General features: G+C 69.5%; 18 protein-coding genes. 9 read left to right on the top strand and 9 right to left on the bottom strand.

Translation table 11 applies throughout. From position 1 onward, the window contains the following. Window positions 1–599: superoxide dismutase (locus BLW84_RS31975; protein WP_093272153.1), on the bottom strand; the 599-nt coding region annotated here is incomplete at its 3' end. Between the two features lie 165 nt (window positions 600–764). Between BLW84_RS31975 and BLW84_RS31980 the strand changes: the two genes are divergently transcribed. Continuing rightward, complete coding sequence (locus tag BLW84_RS31980; protein WP_093273072.1) at window positions 765–1568, top strand: SAM-dependent methyltransferase; 804 nt, start codon at window positions 765–767, stop codon at window positions 1566–1568. Window positions 1569–1674: 106 nt separating this feature from the next. Next, window positions 1675–2787, top strand: a complete 1113-nt coding sequence (locus tag BLW84_RS31985; RefSeq protein WP_093273190.1) for an acyltransferase family protein — start codon at window positions 1675–1677, stop codon at window positions 2785–2787. Between the two features lie 37 nt (window positions 2788–2824). Here the strand turns inward: BLW84_RS31985 and BLW84_RS31990 are convergent, their stop codons facing one another. After that, the gene (locus tag BLW84_RS31990) at window positions 2825–4192 is read right to left on the bottom strand and encodes a S28 family serine protease (RefSeq protein WP_093273075.1); all 1368 of its coding nucleotides are present in this window, start codon (window positions 4190–4192) and stop codon (window positions 2825–2827) included. Window positions 4193–4340: 148 nt separating this feature from the next. Between BLW84_RS31990 and BLW84_RS31995 the strand changes: the two genes are divergently transcribed. Continuing rightward, complete coding sequence (locus BLW84_RS31995) at window positions 4341–4736, top strand: PPOX class F420-dependent oxidoreductase (protein WP_093273078.1); 396 nt, start codon at window positions 4341–4343, stop codon at window positions 4734–4736. An 86-nt stretch (window positions 4737–4822) separates the two neighbouring features. Here the strand turns inward: BLW84_RS31995 and BLW84_RS32000 are convergent, their stop codons facing one another. Next, the gene (locus BLW84_RS32000; RefSeq protein WP_177226799.1) at window positions 4823–5773 is read right to left on the bottom strand and encodes a coiled-coil domain-containing protein; all 951 of its coding nucleotides are present in this window, start codon (window positions 5771–5773) and stop codon (window positions 4823–4825) included. Window positions 5774–6040: 267 nt separating this feature from the next. Beyond that, window positions 6041–6613 (bottom strand): TetR/AcrR family transcriptional regulator, encoded by a 573-nt coding sequence (locus BLW84_RS32005; RefSeq protein WP_093273083.1) that lies wholly within the window; start codon window positions 6611–6613, stop codon window positions 6041–6043. A gap of 442 nt (window positions 6614–7055) precedes the next feature. On the opposite strand from BLW84_RS32005, the gene BLW84_RS32010 reads away from it, so the two are divergent. From BLW84_RS32010 to BLW84_RS32020, 3 genes are all read left to right on the top strand, one after another. Beyond that, window positions 7056–8549 carry an aldehyde dehydrogenase family protein gene (locus BLW84_RS32010; protein ID WP_093273085.1) on the top strand — a complete coding sequence of 498 codons (1494 nt, stop codon included), beginning with the start codon at window positions 7056–7058 and terminating at the stop codon, window positions 8547–8549. Window positions 8550–8734: 185 nt separating this feature from the next. Next, window positions 8735–10282 (top strand): APC family permease, encoded by a 1548-nt coding sequence (locus BLW84_RS32015; RefSeq protein ID WP_093273087.1) that lies wholly within the window; start codon window positions 8735–8737, stop codon window positions 10280–10282. 21 nt (window positions 10283–10303) lie between these two features. Then, the gene (locus tag BLW84_RS32020; RefSeq protein ID WP_093273090.1) at window positions 10304–11851 is read left to right on the top strand and encodes a GMC family oxidoreductase; all 1548 of its coding nucleotides are present in this window, start codon (window positions 10304–10306) and stop codon (window positions 11849–11851) included. A 199-nt stretch (window positions 11852–12050) separates the two neighbouring features. On the opposite strand, the gene BLW84_RS32025 is transcribed toward BLW84_RS32020, so the two are convergent. The 3 genes from BLW84_RS32025 to BLW84_RS32035 form a co-directional block, all read right to left on the bottom strand. Continuing rightward, a complete protein-coding gene (locus tag BLW84_RS32025) occupies window positions 12051–12425 on the bottom strand; it encodes a VOC family protein (protein ID WP_093273093.1) in 375 nt (124 codons plus the stop codon). Next, window positions 12422–12988 carry a TetR/AcrR family transcriptional regulator gene (locus BLW84_RS32030; RefSeq protein WP_218157559.1) on the bottom strand — a complete coding sequence of 189 codons (567 nt, stop codon included), beginning with the start codon at window positions 12986–12988 and terminating at the stop codon, window positions 12422–12424. Before BLW84_RS32030 ends, BLW84_RS32025 begins: the two co-directional genes overlap by 4 nt. 217 nt (window positions 12989–13205) lie before the next feature. Next, window positions 13206–13769: a helix-turn-helix domain-containing protein gene (locus BLW84_RS32035; RefSeq protein WP_093273098.1), complete on the bottom strand. Its 564-nt coding sequence runs from the start codon at window positions 13767–13769 to the stop codon at window positions 13206–13208. A 49-nt stretch (window positions 13770–13818) separates the two neighbouring features. On the opposite strand from BLW84_RS32035, the gene BLW84_RS32040 reads away from it, so the two are divergent. Beyond that, window positions 13819–14991, top strand: a complete 1173-nt coding sequence (locus BLW84_RS32040) for a benzoate/H(+) symporter BenE family transporter (RefSeq protein ID WP_245761531.1) — start codon at window positions 13819–13821, stop codon at window positions 14989–14991. Window positions 14992–15048: 57 nt separating this feature from the next. On the opposite strand, the gene BLW84_RS32045 is transcribed toward BLW84_RS32040, so the two are convergent. Further along, the gene (locus BLW84_RS32045; protein WP_093273099.1) at window positions 15049–15684 is read right to left on the bottom strand and encodes a cyclase; all 636 of its coding nucleotides are present in this window, start codon (window positions 15682–15684) and stop codon (window positions 15049–15051) included. 369 nt (window positions 15685–16053) lie between these two features. On the opposite strand from BLW84_RS32045, the gene BLW84_RS32050 reads away from it, so the two are divergent. Continuing rightward, entirely contained in the window at window positions 16054–16962 is a 909-nt protein-coding gene (locus tag BLW84_RS32050; RefSeq protein WP_093273101.1) for a TIGR03619 family F420-dependent LLM class oxidoreductase, read from the top strand. Between the two features lie 136 nt (window positions 16963–17098). Here BLW84_RS32050 and BLW84_RS32055 read toward each other — a convergent pair whose 3' ends face one another. Beyond that, window positions 17099–17632, bottom strand: a complete 534-nt coding sequence (locus BLW84_RS32055) for a DinB family protein (protein WP_093273104.1) — start codon at window positions 17630–17632, stop codon at window positions 17099–17101. Window positions 17633–17775: 143 nt separating this feature from the next. Here BLW84_RS32055 and BLW84_RS32060 point away from each other — a divergent pair, with 143 nt between their 5' ends. Continuing rightward, window positions 17776–18387 carry a TetR/AcrR family transcriptional regulator gene (locus BLW84_RS32060; protein ID WP_177226800.1) on the top strand — a complete coding sequence of 204 codons (612 nt, stop codon included), beginning with the start codon at window positions 17776–17778 and terminating at the stop codon, window positions 18385–18387. Window positions 18388–18389 lie beyond the last annotated feature (2 nt).

An 18389-nucleotide genomic window follows, 5' to 3' on the forward strand; every position in this document is an offset into this window, starting at 1 on the left:
GCGCGGGCGTCGGCGAAGCGCTTGGAAACCTCGTCCCAGTCGACGACGTTCCACAGGTGCTTGACGTAGTCCGCCTTCACATTGCGGTACTGCAGGTAGTACGCGTGCTCCCAGATGTCGAACACCAGCAGCGGCGTCGTCGCGATCGACAGGTTCGAGTGGTGATCACGCAGCTGCTGGGTGATCAGCCGCTGACCGACCGGATCCCACGCCAGCACGCCCCAGCCGTTGCCCTGGATCGTCGTCGACACGGCCTCCAGCTGGGCGCGGAACTTGTCGAACGAACCGAAGTCCTCGTCGATGGCCGCCGCCAGCTCGCCGGTGGGCTTGTCCCCGCCATTGGGCGAGAGGATCTTCCACCACACCAGGTGCAGCGAGTGCCCCGCCAGGTTGAACGCCAGCGTGGTCTCCAGCCCCACGATGGAGGAGAAGTCACCCTTCTCCCGCGCCTCGGCGATCTTCTCCACCGTGTCGTTGGCGCCCTTGACGTACGCCGCGTGGTGCTTGCTGTGGTGCAACTCGTTGATCTCACCGGCGATCGCCGGCTCCAACGCCGCGTAGTCGTAATCCAACTCCGGCAACACGTACTGCTGCGCCATTGTCCCCATCCCTTCCGCTGATCTTCTGCGATCGACGAAAGTCTCAAACCTCAAGCGCGCTGAAGGTCAATGACCCGACCGTGGTGTGCTCGATCACGTTTCACCCTGTTCGGCCGATGTTCGGACGACTACTCTCCGCTTCCTGCACGGTTACCCGGAGGCATCATGTCGGAACACGGCCAGCTCCCGCAGGAGCTCGACCCGGACCGCCCCAGCGGCGCCCGGGTGTACGACTTCTTCCTGGGTGGCGGCAGCAACTTCGCCGTGGATCGCGAGCTGGGCCGACGCGTGCTGGCGGTGGCCCCGGACATGCGGCTGAGCGTGCTGGCCAACCGCGCCTGCATGCACCGGGTGGTCCGGATGTGCCTGGCCCAGGGTGTGCGGCAGTTCCTCGACGTCGGCTGCGGCATCTCGTCGATCGGCACTCCGCACGAGCTGGCCCAGCGGCTCGACCCGACCGCGCGGGTGGTCTACGTCGACAGCGAGCCGGTCGCCGTGACGCACGGCGAACTCGTCCTCGAAGGCAACCCGAACGCCGCCATCGTGCAAGCCGACCTGCGCGACATCGACGAGGTGCTGGCCGCCACCGACGTCCGGCGACTGCTCGACCGCAACCAGCCCACGGCGGTGCTGATGTTCGCGGTGCTGCACCACGTTCCCGACCACGACGACCCGTCCGCCCTGGTCCGCGCCTACCTGGAGTCCTTCGCGCCCGGCTCGTTCGTGGCGCTGACCCACCTGACGGCCGACCACGCGCCGGAGATCATGCGAGCCGTGTTCGACCTGCTGCCGACCGACCTGCATCCCGGGACGTTGCGCAGCCGAGCCGAGTTGGAGGCCCTGCTGACCGGCCTCGACCTGGTCGATCCGGGCGTGGTGCCGATCGCGCAGTGGCGGCCGGAGCGGGGCGATCTGGACCTGCAGCCGGCGGTGCCGCTCGGCTACGCCGCCGTGGCTCGGAAGTCGTGACCAACCCGACAGCGATCCGACGAACCGGTGCTCGTCGTGATCAAACCGATCAGAATCCGGTAATAATCAGACAAAACTCCCTGGTACGGTGGCGGGCGTGCCCGAGATGACTACTGCGAGAACCCGTCAAACCTCGGGCCGGAGCACTCGCAAGATCAGCTGGGACGTGGTGCGCACCGGCTGCGTGGTGCTCGTCATGCTCTACCACTCGACGTTCCTCAGCACCTTCCTGCACCCCGAGATGACGCCGCGAGACCTCGTCTTCCCCTACCAGGTCGGCGCGAGCCTGCTGCTGGTGATCTCGGCGTACTTCGCCTGCGTGACCATCGGCCGCGGCTCCGTGCTGCGCTACTGGTGGGGCCGCATCGCGCGGCTGCTGCCGCCGTTCCTCGGCGCGGTGGTGGTGATCTTCGCGGTGATGCGCTGGGCGGCGATCGAGGGCTGGTTCTACCCGAGCTTCAACGATCTCTGGTGGAACCTGCTGATGCTGTGGAACTGGAAACCGGCGGACTACTGGTTCATCGACGGATCGCACTGGACGGTCCCGCTGCAGCTGATGGGTTTCACCGCGGCCGCGCTGCTGTTCCGCACCAGGTGGGGGCACGGGCGGCGGATCATCGCGGTGCTGTGGGCGGCCGTGCTGGTGCCGATCGCGCAGTGGCCGATCCGGGTCGCCGACAAGTCCGAGCTGTACCGCACGATCGTCGACGGCATCGGCGTGCACCGCTGGCACCTGTTCGTCGCCGGGGTGGCGATCTGGCTGTGGTCGACGCGGCGCATCCACCTGCTGCACTTCGCGGCGATGCTGGCGGCCTGCATGCTCGGCCAGGCGCTGCACAACTACAGCGAGACGCCGGAGGGCCTGATCGCCGACTGGGGCTCGACGGTCGCGGTGTGCATCGGCATGGTCGTGGTGGCGCTGACGGCCTTCGGGCCGGACTGGAACCGGTTCGTCCCGGGCTGGCTGGCCGGCCGGATCACGTGGTTCGCCGGGATCTCCTACGGCGTGTTCCTGGTGCACCAGACCGTCGGCTACATCGTCCTGAAGAAGCTCGACGAGATCGGCGTCGACCCGCTGCTGCAGACCGCCGCGATGCTGGTCACCGGCACGGCGCTGGGCTGGGCGCTCACCCGCGTCGTCGAGCGCCCGACGCACAAGTTCCTGATGCGCGTCTACGACTCCCTCGCCGGCCGCCGCACGCGGTCGAGCGAAGCGTGAGGGGCGCCAACCGGGCCGGTTAGGCGCCCGTCTCGCGTCAGATCGGGCGTTGCATCGCGGGTTCCGCGTCGAGCGGGGTGAGGACGCGGGCGGGTGCCTGGACGCCGGCCCAGCGGCGGACCGCCGCTTCCGCCTCGACTCGCTGCTGATCGGGCAGGCCCTCGATCTTGGCCCCGTGGTTGCCGCCCGGCACCAGGTAGCTGTAGGAGTCGGCGGTGCCCCGGCCGAGTTCGAAGGGTTCCGCGCTCCACGGGTCGCGCTCGCCGTTGACGAACATCAGCTCCGCTCCCCTGCTGCGCACCCACGCGTCGATCTGCCGCATCACACCCGGCTCGAAGCGCATCGGGATGTCGCGCGACACCAGGTTGCGGGGCTGGCTGAGCTCGCGGTGGTGCAGCAGGTCGGCGAGCGGCTCGTCCGAGACGGCGGGCCAGCCGAGCTGGGTGCCCGCCTGGAAGTAGTACGGCGCGTACGGCTCGATGCCCTGGTCCGTGTAGAAGGAGAATTGCACGGTCTCGTCGAAGAACGCGTAGATCTCGTCGGTGCTCGCGGTGGTCGCCGGGACCTTGCCGCAGTCCTGCTGGCCGCGGTACTGCCAGAACGCGAACGGCGCGTCGAGCACGACCATCTCCAGGCCCCGGTCGATGTCGCCGATGATCCGGTCGAAGGTCAGCCCCTCGGCGTCGGCGTAGGCGCGGAATTTCGCGACCATCTCGTCGCGCCGGACCAGCGCCTCGCGCTGCACCGCGAGCAGAGCACCGCGGCAGGCCGGGTCGGTGCCGACCGAGGCCAGGAACTCGTCGTAGCTGTCGCGGTCGTTGTCGACGTCGTTGGGCGCCACGTAGGCCACCGTCCCCGCCACGTCGTCGGGGTAGAACCGGCGGTGGTAGACGGCCGTCATGCCGCCCTTGCTGGCGCCGGTGGTCAGCCATTCCCGCTGGTAGACGGACTTCAGCGCGGCGATCACCCGGTGCTGGTCGGTGGCCGCCTGCCAGATGTCCAGGTCGTCCCAGTCGGCGGGCTCGGGCCGGGACGGGGTGAAGAACCGGTGCTCCAGGTCGACCTGGTTGCCGTCGACCAGCCGCGTCGGCTCGGTGCGGGCGGTCCGGCCCGGCAGCTCGTACCCGCTCGTGTAGAGCACCGTGGGCCGGTCGAGGTCGCGGTGCAGCAGGGTCAGGCGCTGCTGGAACTGCCCGGCTTCCGGGTGCCGGTGGTCATCGGGCTGCGTGAAGGTCAGGTCGAACAGCCGGAATCCCGGCTCGGTGGGCCGCTCGCCGACGACGGTCAGCCCGGGCACCGCCGCCAGCCGTTCCCGAATGTCGTCCGGCGGGGCCGCGCCCACCGGTGCCCCGACGAGCAACATCCCGCACACCACCGCGAAGGTGACCAGACCGCGCCAGTTCATTCCGCCTCCTGCTGGGCCCGAGATCAGGCCGAACCTAGTTCCACCGGGCGGCAGCGGGAAGACCGCGGCGTGTTCTCGCCGTTTCCCGCTGCGCCAGCTGGAATCCTCGCGGCAGGTGACGAGAACCGCCTCCCGGAAGGAAGAACCGATGCCGAAGGAAGACCTGCCGCCGGACCTGCAGGAGCTGCTGTCGCGCCCGAACCCGGCCGTGATCGCCACCGTCAACACCGCGGGCGCGCCGGTCTCGGTGGCCACCTGGTACCTCTGGGACGGCGGGAAGGTGCTGGTCAACATGGACGCGGGCCGCGCGCGGCTGAAGCACCTCCGGGCCGATCCGCGGGTGTCGCTGACGGTGCTGGACGGCGAGAACTGGTACCGGCACATCAGCTTGCGCGGCCGGGTGATCGCCCTGGAGGACGACCCCGACCTGACCGACATCGACCGGCTGGCCCGGCACTACACCGGCGAGCAGTACCCGGTCCGCGACCGGCCGCGGATCAGCGGCTGGATCGAGGTGACCTCCTGGCACAACTGGGGCGGCTGACGGCAGGCCCGCCGCGAGCAGGCAGCGGCGAACGGCCTGTTCACCCCGCTAGACGGCGCGAACGGGCCGTTCGCTCCTGCACCCGGTCAGGCCGTGGCGGCGGCGTCCGCCTCCTGCGGCACCGGCTCCTCGTCGCGCTGCTTGGGCACGCTCAACTCGCCGGACGGCACCTGTCCACTGTGGACCACCTCGGCGACGTAACCGTCCGCCTCCGCGCTCGCCGCGCCGGCCTCCGTCGCCGCCAGGAGCGGCTCCGCCGTCGCCAGCACCTGCTGCGCAGCCCGGACCCGCTCCGCGACGTCCTGCCGCATCCGCAGCATCGACTCGGCGTACTCGTCCGCCTCGCGCATCCGCCGCTCGGCCTCGGCGGTCGCTTCGCGGACCCGCCGCTGCGCCTCATCGCGGCTCTTCTGCTCGCGCTCGGCCTGGATGCGCATCGCCTCTTCGCGGCGCGCCGCCATCGACACCTCGAAGTCGTACTCGACCTGGGTGCGCCGCTCCTCGGCCTCGGTGTCCAGCCGGCGGCGGCACTGCTCCGCCTCGCGCGCCATCGCCTGGACCTCTTCACGAGTGCGCGCCAGCATCTCGCCGCGCTGCTGCTCGGACTGGCGGCGCCACTCGTCGGCCTCCGCAACCAGCTTCTCGTAGCGTTCCCGGAGCTCGGCGGCGGCCTGCTCGGAGCGCGCCCACTCGTGCTCGGACGCGGCCTGCGCGGCGGCGACCACCTCGTTCGCCTCGTCCTGCGCGAGCCGGACCATCCGGCGTAACCGGTCGGTCAACGCGGCGGCGTCGATCGGCGTGCGCGCCTGCTCGTCGAGCTGCACCTTGAGCGACTCGATCTCGGCTCGCGCCTGGTCCAGCTGCTTCGACAGGTCGCCGACCTGGCTGAGCGCCGAATCCCGGTCCTCCGTGATGAGCCTGATCTCGTTCTCGGTCTGCTGGATGTAGAACTTCACCTGCGATCGACGGAACCCGTACCACACAGTGTCGAAATCCGACTTCAGCGGCACCAGTTCGCGGTCTTCGATGTGCCCCACGGTCTCACCCCGCTCGATTGATCAACTTTGCTGGGAGCGAGCCACGCCCCGACGCGGCAAGTCCGTTGTACACCCGGAGAACGTCCTCGCGATGTGCTCCGCCGGGCTGAAATCCGGCGGAGAACCGCGCGAACGCGAGGTGCCACGGATCGCTGCGACCATTGTCGCCCGCAGCGGCGATCGAGATCAACTGCCCGGAATCCGGTGCAATGCAACGGTCATCGGATGTTGACCATCCGGTCACCAGGGCGGAATTACCTGCTGGAATCAGGTTTTCGCGCCCGGGCCGAGCACCCGGCGAAATATCGTCTCGATTTCATCTCGGCTCGGCACCGATTCCCGGACGATGCCTTGCAACAGCAAACCGCAGAACAGAACGGACAATGCACGCCCGGTGGACGGATCGGTGTAGGAGGCGAACAGCTCGGCCAGCGCGGTGTCCCATTCCTGACTGACGCCGCGCAGCGCCGGCTTGTGCAGCGAGGCGATGTAGAGCTCGTGCTCGACGGCGGTCTGCGCCCGGGCCGGGCCGAGGTAGTGCAGCACCAGGTCGGTCAGCGCGACAGCGAGATCGCCGCCGCGCTCCAGCAGCCCGGCCCACTGCCGCAGGTGCTCGACGTCGTCCTCGGCGGCCTGCCGCAACGCGCTGGCCAGCAGGTCGTCTAGCGTCGCGAAGTAGTAGGTGGTCGACCCGAGCGGAACACCCGCTGCTGCTGCGACGGCACGGTGCGTGAGCTTCTCCACCCCTCGCTCGGCGACGACCGTGATCGCGGCGCGGGCGATGCGCTCGCGGCGGGCCGGGTCCTTGCGGCGGGCGGGCGCGGGCTGGGTGGTCGACATTCGCTTCGGCGTTCCTCCCGTGAACTCCACAACGGCGTCCAGCGTGCCATGTCGCCCACCCCGCGCGATGCGGTCCAGGTCACCGCTACGGCGTTCCGCCTGTTCATCATGCCTTTTTCGATGATTCATCCCTGGGCTGCAACCCCGATGATGTACAGATGTACAGGACCGGTGTTAGGGTCTTCCGCGGCACTGCGCCGGGACACACGCGTTAACCCGCCACCGAATGGACCGCCAGGAGGTGAATTCCGCAACTCGCGGGTCGATCGGTCCTCATTCGGCGAATAGCGCGCCGCCCGCGCTTACCGGCGGCGCAATCGACGAACGCGTTTTAGTGTGGCGGAGCGAATCGGATCGCGGCAATGTGCACGCCGGTACCAGAAGTGCGCAGCGGTGCGGTTCCGGCGCGAAAAGCACAATCGACATCACGGGGAAACGAGCCATGTCGCAAGCAGAGAATTCGACAGCCTCGCTGTTCATCGATGGCGAGTGGGCGTCGGCCGCCGACGGCCGCACCCGCGAGATCCGCTGCCCCGCCGACGGCTCGCTGGTGGCCACAGTCGCCGAGGCCGGGCCGGCCGACGCCGAGCGGGCCATCGCCGCCGCACGCCGCGCCTTCGACGACGGCGCCTGGGCGAGCACCTCACCGTGGGAGCGCGGCGACCTGCTGCTGCGGGTCAGCGACATCCTGCAGCGCGACAAGGCGGAGTTCGCCCGCGCCGAATCGCTGGACACCGGCAAGCGGCTGGTCGAGAGCGAATTCGACATGGACGACATCACCGCGTGCTTCCGGTACTTCGGCAAGATCGCCGGCACCGACGCGGGCCACCTCGTCGACACCGGCTCGCCGGACGCGATCAGCCGCGTGCAGTACGAGCCCATCGGCGTGTGCGGCATGATCACGCCCTGGAACTACCCGCTGCTGCAGGTGGCCTGGAAGGTCGCCCCGGCGATCGCGGCGGGCAACACCTTCGTCCTCAAGCCCAGCGAGCTCACCCCCAGCACCTCGATCCTGCTGATGCGGGCGCTGACCGAGGCCGGGCTGCCGGCCGGGGTCGGCAACCTCGTGCTGGGCACCGGCGCCGAGGTCGGCTCGGTGCTGGCCGAGCACCCCGGCGTCGACCTGGTGTCGTTCACCGGCGGCCTGCACACCGGCCGCAAGATCTCGGCCGCCGCGGCGGCGACGGTGAAGAAGGTAGCGCTGGAACTCGGCGGCAAGAACCCGAACGTCGTGTTCGCCGACGCCGACTTCGAGACCGCGGTGGACTACGCGCTGACCGCGATCTTCCTGCACTCCGGGCAGGTCTGCTCCGCCGGGGCGCGCCTGATCGTGCAAGACGAACTGCACGACGCGCTGGTGGACGAGATCGTCCGCCGCGCCGAGCTGATCCGCATCGGCGGGCCGTTCGACTCCGACGCCGAGACCGGGCCGCTGATCTCCGCCGCGCACCTGAAGAAGGTGGACGACTACGTGGCCAAGTCGGTCTCCGAAGGCGCCGTGCTGCGCACCGGCGGCCGCCGCCCCGAGGGCGAGCGCTACGCCAACGGTCACTACTACCTGCCGACCGTGCTCGACGAGGTGAAGCAGGGCAGCTACGCGGTCAACGAGGAGTCCTTCGGCCCGGTGCTGACCGTCGAGCGCTTCACCGACGAGGACGACGCGGTGCGCATCGCCAACGACACCTACTACGGCCTGGCCGGCGCGGTGTTCACCGGCGATCCGGGCAAGGCCCAGCGGGTGGCCAACCGGCTGCGGCACGGCACCATCTGGATCAACGACTTCCACCCCTACCTGCCGCAGGCCGAATGGGGCGGCTTCAAGCAGTCCGGCGTCGGCCGCGAACTCGGCCGCGCCGGCCTCGGCGAGTACCAGGAAGCAAAGCACGTCTACCAGAATCTGCGGCCCGCGCCCCAGAACTGGTTCTCCGGAGAATAAGGAGGAATTCCCTCTCCCCGCGGCGGTGACGAGCCACCGCCGCGGGAACGGCGCGGCCCGTCGGGCCGCGCTTTGCTCGAAACCGCCGGCGTAGGCGGTGTTCTTCGCGCGACGCAAAACAACCACCCGATTCGTTCCCCTCCCCGCATCCCGCGGGCGGGGAGATCGGGAAAGGAGTTCGGGGCATGAGCGCGCCCAATTACGACGCCGAGCTCAACGAGTTCGGCTACACCAACAAACTGAAGAGAAGCCTGGGTGGATTCTCCACCTTCGCCGCCGGGATCAGCTACATCTCGGTGCTCACCGGCACCTTCCAACTGTCCTACTTCGGCCTGTCCTTCGGTGGCCCCGCCTACTGGTGGTCCTGGCCGATCGTATTCGTCGGGCAGTTGCTCGTGGCGTTGAGTTTCGCCGAGCTGGCATCCCGGTACCCGATCGCGGGTTCCATCTACAACTGGGCGAAGAAGCTGGGCGGTCAGCACGTCGGCTGGCTGGCCGGCTGGATGATGCTGCTGGCCTCCATCGTGTCGATCTCTGCCACCGCGCTGGCCTACCAGAACACGCTGCCGCAGATCTGGTCCGGCTTCCAGTTCGTCGGCGACGGGAGCACCAGCACCGAGCAGGCCGTCAACGGCATCATGCTGGCCCTGGTGCTGATCCTGTTCACCACGATGGTCAACGCCTTCGGCGTGAAGCTGATGGCCCGGATCAACAGCGCCGGGGTGTTCATCGAGCTGATCGCCGCGGTGCTGCTGATCGTCGCGCTGGCGCTGGTCGTGGTGAACCCGCCGACGGTCGTGTTCGACACCAACGGCACCGAGTCCGCCTTCGGCGGCAATTACCTGAGCGCGTTCCTCGTCGCCGGGATCGCCTCGTCGTACGTGATGTACGGCTTCGACACCGCCGCCTCGCTGGGCGAGGAATCCATCGACCCGCACCGCAACGCGCCCAAGGCGATCCTGCGCGCGCTGATCGCCTCGTTCATCCTCGGCGGGCTGATCATCCTGCTCGGCCTGATGGCCACCAAGGACTTCTCGGCGCCGCAGCTGGCCGAGAGCGGCCTGCAGTTCGTGCTCAACGACGCGCTGGGCCCGCTGGTGGGCCGGCTGTTCCTGCTGTCGATCTTCGTGGCGATCACGGTCTGCGTGCTGGCGGTGCACACCGCGGCGATCCGGATCGCCTTCGCGATGGCCCGCGACAACGCGTTGCCCGCCGGTTCGCTGCTGGCGCGGGTGAGCCCGCGCTTCCAGACGCCGATCGTGCCGGCCGTGGTCATCGGCGTGCTCGCGGTGGCGCTGCTGGTGGTCAACGTCGGGCAGCCGCAGATCTTCACCGCGGTCACCAGCCTGGCGATCATCCTGATCTACATCTCGTACCTGCTGGTCACGGTGCCGATGCTGGTCGCGCGGCTGCGCGGCAAGTGGTCGGTGCCGCGGGACGAGGCCAAGCGGCAGGGCCGGTTCAGCCTGGGCAAGCTCGGCCTGCCGATCAACGTCCTGGCCGTGCTCTGGGGCGTGGGCATGACGATCAACCTGGCCTGGCCGCGCCGCGAGGTCTACAACGCCGAGCCGCCCTACCACTGGTACCTGCAGTACAGCTCGGTGCTGTTCGTCGGAGTCGCGGCGGTCGGCGGGTTCGCGTACTACTGGTTCGTCCAACGCCACAAGGTCGGCGTGCTCGCAGACCACGCAGCCCGGTCCACTTCGGACAACACGACCAGCCCGGTTGCCTGAGCGGAAACGGAGTTTCGATCCATGACTGACCAGTTCGACTACGTCGTGGTGGGCGGCGGCAGCGCCGGCGCAGCGGTCGCCGCGCGGTTGTCCGAGGACCCGGACGTCACTGTGTGCTTGCTGGAGGCCGGGCCGTCCGACGTCGACGACAAGGCGATCCTGGAGCTCAAGCGCTGGATGGCGCTGCTGGAGTCCGGTTACGACTGGGACTACCTGATCGAGCCGCAGGCCAATGGCAACTCGTTCATGCGGCACGCGCGGGCCCGGGTGCTCGGCGGCTGCTCCTCGCACAACTCCTGCATCGCGTTCTGGGCCCCGGCCGAGGACCTCGACGAGTGGGAGTCGATGGGTGCCACCGGTTGGGGTGCCAAGGACATCTTCCCGCTGTACAAGCGGCTGGAGACCAACGACGGGCCGGGCGAGCACCACGGCCGCAGCGGCCCGGTGACCATCCGCAGCGTCCCGCCGGCGGACCCGTGCGGCGTCGCGCTGCTGGAGGCCTGCGCCCAGGAGGGCATCCCGACCACGGAGTTCAACTCCGGCAAGACCGTGCTGCACGGCGCCAACTGGTTCCAGATCAACGCGCGGGAGGACGGCACCCGGTCCTCGTCGTCGGTGTCCTACCTGCACCCGAACCTGGACCGGCCGAACCTGGAGATCCGCACTCAGGCGTGGGCCAAGAAGATCACCTTCGACGGCACCCGGGCCACCGGCGTCCAGTACCTGGACGCGGACCTGATCCACACCCGCACGGTGACCGCGCGCCGCGAGGTGGTGCTGTCCGCCGGCGCCATCGACACCCCGAAGCTGCTGATGCTCTCCGGCATCGGGCCCGCCGAGCACCTGCGGGAGTTCGGCATCGACGTGCTGGTCGACTCCCCCGGCGTCGGCTCCAGCCTGCAGGACCACCCGGAGGGCGTGATCAGCTGGGACGCCAAGCAGCCGATGGTCACCGACTCCACGCAGTGGTGGGAGATCGGCATCTTCACCACCACCGAGCCGGGCCTGAACCGCCCGGACCTGATGTTCCACTACGGCTCGGTGCCCTTCGACATGCACACCGTGCGCCAGGGCTACCCGACCTCGGAGAACAGCTTCTGCCTGACCCCGAACGTCACCCGCGCCCGGTCCACGGGCACGGTCCGGCTGCGCAGCCGGGACTTCCGGGACAAGCCGAAGGTGGACCCGCGGTACTTCACCGATCCGCACGACATGCGGGTGATGACCGAGGGCATCAAGCTGGCGCGCAAGATCGTGGCGCAGCCGGCGATGCAGGACTGGGCGGGCGCCGAGCTGTTCCCCGGCCCGGACGTGCGCACCGACGACGAGATCGCCGACTACATCAAGCGCACCCACAACACCGTCTACCACCCGTCGGCGTCGGTGCCGATGGGCGCCGAGGGCGACCCGACGAAGCCACTGGACCCGCGCCTGCGGGTGAAGGGCGTGCAGGGCCTGCGCGTGGCGGACGCCTCGGCGATGCCGTTCCTGGTGGCGGTGAACCCGAACATCACGACGATGGCGATCGGCGAGAAGTGCTCCGACATGCTCAAGGAGGACAACCGCTGAGGTTCCCGGCATCCGGTGGATCACAGTTTCAATTGAAACTGTGATCACCCCGGGTGCCGGCGCCGGAACCACGGTTTCAATTGAAACTGCGGAGACCCCGGCCGGGACCGGACGTCCAGGTCGTTCCCCGAATCTCGACTTCGTGCCCGGCCGTGCCGAAGGTCCCTCCGGTCCCCCGTCCCGGAGGGACCTTCGGCGTTCACGCCTTGGTCATCACCTCGTAGAGGTTCCCGGTTCCGTCGGTGAAGAACAGGCCGCGGGGGCACAGCGGGTGGTCGGTGCGGCCGTTGGCGGGATCGCGCGGGCTGTTGCCGTAGGGCACGCCTCGCGCCTGCAGACGCGCGAGGATCTGGCCGAACTCCGCCGGTTCCACGTCGAACGCGAGGTGGTGCGGTTCGGGCTCCGGCAGGGTCATGAACTGCAGGGTCAGCGAGTCGTTGACCGCGACCGGCGCGAACTTCCCGTCGATGCCGTCCGGCTGCAGGCGCCGCAGGCCCATGATCCCGGCGAAGAAGTCCGCCTCCGCGTCGTTGTCCCGCGCCGGGACGATGGTGTGGTTCAGGGTGACCGTCATTTCGCCTCCTCGATCGCTCCGCGCAGGAAGACCTCGACTATCTCGGCGGTGTCCAGGGCGTCGTGCTCCCCCATCCGCGGCCGCACGAACAGCAGCCCGAGGAACATCGCCGCCAGCTTCTCCGGCGGCAGCCGCAAGGACTCCCGCTCCGGCTCGAACAGGTCGGCCATCGCCTCGCGGATCTGCCGCATGGATTCCGCCCGGTCGTCGTGCTTCGGCGGCTCTCCGCGCCCGCGCAACTGCCCGGAGGCGTGCAGGGATCCGACCACCGCGCCCATCCGCTCCAGGTGCGCGGCCAGCGCGTCGGCCGCATCGCCGAGCCGCTGCGCCAACGGCTCGTCGATCGAGATCGAGCCGATCTCCCGGACCACGTGGTCCGGCCGGACGGCTTCCGCCACGCACGCCCCCAGCAGCTCGTCCTTGTCCGCGAAGACACGGAAGATCGTCGCCTCACCGATCCCCGCGGCCCGCGCGATGCGGCTCGTCGTCACGGCCGCCCCGTACTCCGCGACGAGCGGCACGGCCGCCGCGATGATCATCGCCCGCCGCTCTTCCGGACTCATTCCCGGCGCCCTGCGCCGCGTCTTCGTTTCCGCCATGCCACCAAGCTACGGAGTGAGCACTCACTCCGTCAAGGGCGAAGTGAGTGCTCACTCCGATCTATCTCGCCGCTCGATGTGGAGCGAACGGCTCGTTCGTCCCACTAGGCGAGGCGAACAGTCCGTTCACTTCATCCACCCAACGCCGGCGCGCCCCAAGACGCGCGCGAAACCGGATGCTTCAGGCCTCCTCGACGTAGCGCATGACGAGCGTCGCGGTGGCATCGACTTCTAGCGCTTGGTACACGTGATCGACACCGCCGTCGAAGCGGATGTAGTCGCCAGGACCGAGCGTTTCCGGCGCGGATTCCGGACCGACGACCAGGGTTCCGGAGTGCACCAGGAGCTGCTCGATCACGCGCGGCCGGTGCGCGGCCGAGACGTACCGGCTTCCGGCGCGCACGTGCAGCCGGTACACCTCCAGCTGCTGGCCGCCGCTGAACACCCGGTCCATCAGCTGCACGTCCACCGTCCGCCCGGAGAGGTCCGAGCCACTGGCCCGGCTGACCACCACCGTCGGCTCCGCGACGGCCCCGGACTCCGCGACGAGCAGCCACCCCAGCGGCACGTCGAGCACCGTCGCCAGCGCGTAGAGCGTCTCCAGCGTCGGGTTGCGCCGGCCCGCTTCCAACTCGGAGAGCGTGCCCTTGCCGATGTCGGCCCGGCGGGCGGTCTCGGACAGCGACAGGCCGCGCAGTGCCCGAGCGGCGCGCAGGTTCGCGCCGACCACCTTGACCAGCTCCACCGCTTCCTCCTAACATCGCGTCGTTCCATAAACAGAACGGAAGCCCTAAGTGCAGTTGCGGCAACAGCTCCCGACCGCCCCGCCGATGTCCACAGTGGTCTCCGGCGCCATCACCACGCTGGTCGGCGTGGTGAGCTCCGCTGCCATCGTCTTCCAAGCCGCGCGGACCCTCGGCGCGGGCCCCGCGGAAATCGGCTCGTGGATCCTCGCTCTCGGCGCGGGCATCGGCGTCACGTCGATCGCGCTGTCCCTCCGCTACCGCGCGCCGGTCGTGCTGGCCTGGTCCACGCCCGGCGCCGCGCTGCTGGCCACGAGCGGCCAAGGTACCTCGATGGCGGAGGCCGTCGGCGCATTCCTGATCGCCGCGGCGTTGACGGTGCTCGTCGGGCTCACCGGCTGGTTCGAGCGGGCGGTCAACCTGATCCCGTCGTCGATCGCATCCGCGCTGCTCGGCGGCGTGCTGCTGCAGTTCGGGCTCGGCCTGTTCACCACCATGCAGACCCAGTTCTGGCTGGTGCTGGCGATGCTGGTGGGCTACCTACTCGGCAAGCGGCTGCTGCCCCGGTACGCGGTACTCATCGCGCTCGTGATCGGCGTGGTGTTCGCCGCCTTCCAGGGCTCGCTGCACTTCGACGGCGTCGGCTTCGCGCTCGCCACGCCGGTGTGGACCTGGCCGAGCTGGTCGCTGCACGCCACGATCAGCCTGGCCGTTCCGCTGTTCGTCATCACCATGACCTCGCAGAACCTGCCGGGAATGGTGACGCTGCGCGCCCACGGCTACTCGACGCCGGTCTCGCCGATCCTGTCCTGGACCGGGGCGGTGAACGTGGTGCTGGCGCCGCTGGGCTGCTTCGGCATCAACCTCGCGGCGATCACCGCCGCGCTGTGCATGGGCCGCGACGCGCACGAGGACCCGGCGCAGCGCTACAAGGCCAGCATCGCCTCGGGCGTCTGCTACCTGCTTCTGGGGATCTTCGGGGCGATGCTCGGCAGCCTCATCGCCGCGTTCCCGCTCGCACTGGTCACCGCGCTCGCCGGGATCGGACTGCTGGACACCATCGGCGGTTCGCTGGCCAAGGCAACCGAGGACCCGGGCAGCCGCACCGCCGCGTTGATCGCGTTCCTGGTGACGGCCTCGGGCGTGACCGCCTTCGGCATCGCCTCGGTGTTCTGGGGCCTGCTCGCCGGCCTCGCCACCCACCTGATCACCAGGCGGGGCTGATGCGGAACGGCCTGCCCGCCTCCGTCGCCGAGGTGGGCAGGCCGTCGCATCGCAGGGTCAGCCGATCGTCGTGGTGGTCAGGACCGGGTTGGGGTTCGGGAAGCACCGCGACGGCACGTTCTGGTCGCCGATGATCGACCCCACCACGGCCGTGAAGGTGAGGCCCGGGTCGTCGTGGCTGGTGCCGTGCAGCTTCGTCTCGATCGCGCCGGAATCACCGGCCGTGAGGTGTGCGGTCACGGTGGGCAGCTCGAACTCCGAGCCGCCGGCGATCGGGCCGTCCAGGTGGATCGTGGCGACGTTGCCGTCCACCGTGAACGTCGGCGGGTTCGGCCCGAGGCCGGAGCCGCCCGTCAGGTCCGCGGAGACGAACGCGGAGTTCGCCGGGATCGGGATCTTCAGGTCCATGCCCTCGATCCGCTTCACGGTGTACCCGTTGACCTCGGCGGGCACGGCGTTCGGGCCCGGGTCGATCACGACGTCCAGCGCCCCGCCGGGAGCGACCGAGGCCGGCGCGGTGACGTCGGCGGGCTGCTGCAGGGTGAACTTCTGCTCTCCCACCGGGGAGTCGCCGGCGCAGTCGAAGTTGATGTCGAATGCGGCGGCCATGGCTTGGGGGGTCAACGCGAGCGCCGTGGCCGCGGCGACCGCCGCGGTGATGGCGGCGCGTCTACCACGAAGAAGGGACTTCATTGGCCTCACCTCGCAGAATCGGTGAACGAAAGGGGGCGAGCCGCGCGGCGACCGAAATACTTACTGACGAGTAAACTCGGCGTCAACGCGAAAGCTTTTCACGGAATTCACAGCCCGCACCGAGCACCACAGCCCGCTGTCCCCGGCTCCGCGCGCAACCGCCGACGAGCTGGATCGCGTTGCGACATGCGTGTTCCGGCGAAGCGCGAGCGGCGCGATTCGCGACCCTGCGTGATCGCGGAGCTCCATTGGTGGTAGTTACACGCTCACCCGGGGCAAGGCCGTGGTTCGCGGCGCGCGCTCACCCGAACGCCGACCCGGTGCACCCGTTCCGACCAGCCCCATCCCGGATCGTCAGGAGGATTTCCCATGCGTCTCGGACTCGCCCTCCCCCAATTCGGCCCCTTCGCCGACCCGACCCTGGTACCGGCGATCGCGGCCGAAGCCGAAGCGCTCGGCTTCGAAAGCCTCTGGACCGGCGAACGCGTGCACGCCGCCACCGCCCCGAGCACGCCGTACCCGGGCGGCACCATGCCCGAGCAGTTCCGCAGCGGCCTCGACCCGATGCTCGTGCTGACCCTCGCGGCGAGCGCCACCACGCGCCCGCGGCTGGGCACCAGCACGCTCAACGCCCCGCTGCACCCGCCGATCCACCTCGCCCGCAGCCTCGCCGGGCTCGATCGGCTCAGCGACGGCCGGGTCATCGCCGGGTTCGGGCTCGGCTGGTCGCGCGACGAGTACGACGCCGTCGCGGTGCCGTGGCGGGAACGCGGCGCCCGGCTGGACGAGACGCTGGACGTGCTGGAAAGCCTCTGGGCGGCCGACCCCGTGCAGCACGACGGCAGGTTCTGGACCATCAGCCCCGGCGACTTCGGGCCCAAGCCGGTGCAGCAGCACCTGCCGATCTACCTGGGCGGACGCTCCCCCGCCGCGTTCCGGCGCGTCGGTCGCCGCGCGGACGGCTGGCTCGGCGTGGCACTGCCGGCGGAGGCACTGCGGGGCGCGCTCGCGAGCATCGCCGACCAGGCGCGGGACGCCGGGCGCGGACCGATCGCCACCGCCCTGCGCATCAACGCCGCGGTCCACGCCGCGGTCCACGCCGCGGTGACGGCGAAACCTGGGGTCGGCCCGGTCGAGCAGCTCGTCGACTACCTGCACGAGGTGGCGGAGCTGGGCATCGACGACGCGTTCGTGGACCTGCAGTTCACCACGTCGACCCCGGCCGAACTCCTGGACCTCGCGGCCCGGATCCGGACCGCCTTCGAAACCACCGCTTGACGCGAACCACGCACGATGCGCAGATCAAGATTTCCAATTTTGCCTAAAATCGGGAAATCCTGGATCCGGCGGGGTGGCACCTCGGGGCGACCCGGCCTGGGCTCGGGTTTCCGATTTTGCCTAAAATTGGGCTGGTTCAGGTGAAGCTTCGGCCCGCCGAGGCGCGGTAGAGGTCGCGCAGCAGGCTCACCTCGGCGCCGTGGTGGAACAGCTCCCGGTTGAGGTGCAGCGCCAGCGCTACGTAGCTGCGATCGGCGAACGGCCCCTCCGCCGGACCGACCGGCTTCTCCCAGCCCTCGGCGTCGAGCGCGCCGATCCCGTTGCGCCACAACGCCTTCTGCTCATCCAAGTAGGACAGCGCCGCCGCCGCGGTGCCCGGGTAGTCGTGGTCGTCCATCCGGTACGAGGCGTCGCCGAAGTGGTTGCTGGCGCGCATCGCGAAGACGTGCCCGGAGATGTGGCCGAGCCGCCAGGCGATCGTGGTGAACGGCGGCGGCACCGGCTCCGGGTAGCCGAAGTCCATCGCCCAGCCGTCGTCCACCTGCCGCAGCGACCAGCACTCGGCGACCGGCTCCCAGAAGTACTCCTCGTCGGTCAGGCCGTCGAGGCCGGGGCGCCACATCGTCCAGTAGAAGTCGAGCTGATCCAGCACTTCCGCCCGCCAGTCCATGCCGCGACCCTAGACGAGCAGCACCGATGTGCTCAGCGACCGAAGGCGATCGGTGATCGCGCTGGCCGGCGTCCCGATCACGCGTTCGACCAGCATCAACGCCTTAATGGCAGTTTCTGCCATTAAGGGCTACGATGGACTGCATGGCAAGGCAGGCTCTTGATCGGGACGAACTGCTGGCGATCTCTCGTCGCTGCGCAGAGGTCTTCGCCGAGGCCGGCGATTCGTCGCCCACCGTGGCGCGGCTCGCGGAGGCGGCCGGGATGTCCCAGCGGAGCTTCTACCGGTACTTCCCCACCAAGGAGGACTGCCTGCGGCCGGTCTTCGACGAGGGCAGCCGGGCGTTCGCCGACGCGCTCACCGCGCAACCGCCGGGCACCGGCCTGGCCGATGCGATCCTCCGGGCCTTCGACCTGGCCTTCTCGACGAGCACCGACGAAGAGGCACGCGCGCTCATGGCGGTGGTCTTCACCGAAGATGTCCTGCGCCGGGTTTGGCTGCAGGCCACCTACGAGATCACCGACCTGCTCAGGCCGAGCGTGGCTGCGTTGCTCGGCGCACCGGAGGGCGACTTGCGCACCACCGTGGTGTGCGGGCAGGCAGCACTGCTGACGATCGTGGCTCTCGAACATTCGATCCGGGACGGAACCCCGCTGGCGGCCGCAGCCCGCGCCGCAGCCGCCGTCATGTTCGGCCCGCTCGCCGAACCCCAGACCGCGACGCCGCCCGGCGCCGCACGGATTGCAACGAAGTAGGA

This window comes from Saccharopolyspora shandongensis (assembly GCF_900106995.1).
GTDB lineage: Bacteria > Actinomycetota > Actinomycetes > Mycobacteriales > Pseudonocardiaceae > Saccharopolyspora > Saccharopolyspora shandongensis.

Bases quoted from the DNA above. Each gene is read 5' to 3' on its own strand.
- BLW84_RS31980 (WP_093273072.1), top strand. From the start codon at position 765: ATGTCGGAACACGGCCAGCTCCCGCAGGAGCTCGACCCGGACCGCCCC.
- BLW84_RS31985 (WP_093273190.1), top strand. From the start codon at position 1,675: ATGACTACTGCGAGAACCCGTCAAACCTCGGGCCGGAGCACTCGCAAG.
- BLW84_RS31990 (WP_093273075.1), bottom strand. From the start codon at position 4,192: ATGAACTGGCGCGGTCTGGTCACCTTCGCGGTGGTGTGCGGGATGTTG.
- BLW84_RS31995 (WP_093273078.1), top strand. From the start codon at position 4,341: ATGCCGAAGGAAGACCTGCCGCCGGACCTGCAGGAGCTGCTGTCGCGC.
- BLW84_RS32005 (WP_093273083.1), bottom strand. From the start codon at position 6,613: ATGTCGACCACCCAGCCCGCGCCCGCCCGCCGCAAGGACCCGGCCCGC.
- BLW84_RS32010 (WP_093273085.1), top strand. From the start codon at position 7,056: ATGTCGCAAGCAGAGAATTCGACAGCCTCGCTGTTCATCGATGGCGAG.
- BLW84_RS32015 (WP_093273087.1), top strand. From the start codon at position 8,735: ATGAGCGCGCCCAATTACGACGCCGAGCTCAACGAGTTCGGCTACACC.
- BLW84_RS32020 (WP_093273090.1), top strand. From the start codon at position 10,304: ATGACTGACCAGTTCGACTACGTCGTGGTGGGCGGCGGCAGCGCCGGC.
- BLW84_RS32025 (WP_093273093.1), bottom strand. From the start codon at position 12,425: ATGACGGTCACCCTGAACCACACCATCGTCCCGGCGCGGGACAACGAC.
- BLW84_RS32030 (WP_218157559.1), bottom strand. From the start codon at position 12,988: ATGAGTCCGGAAGAGCGGCGGGCGATGATCATCGCGGCGGCCGTGCCG.
- BLW84_RS32045 (WP_093273099.1), bottom strand. From the start codon at position 15,684: ATGAAGTCCCTTCTTCGTGGTAGACGCGCCGCCATCACCGCGGCGGTC.
- BLW84_RS32050 (WP_093273101.1), top strand. From the start codon at position 16,054: ATGCGTCTCGGACTCGCCCTCCCCCAATTCGGCCCCTTCGCCGACCCG.
- BLW84_RS32055 (WP_093273104.1), bottom strand. From the start codon at position 17,632: ATGGACTGGCGGGCGGAAGTGCTGGATCAGCTCGACTTCTACTGGACG.
- BLW84_RS32060 (WP_177226800.1), top strand. From the start codon at position 17,776: ATGGCAAGGCAGGCTCTTGATCGGGACGAACTGCTGGCGATCTCTCGT.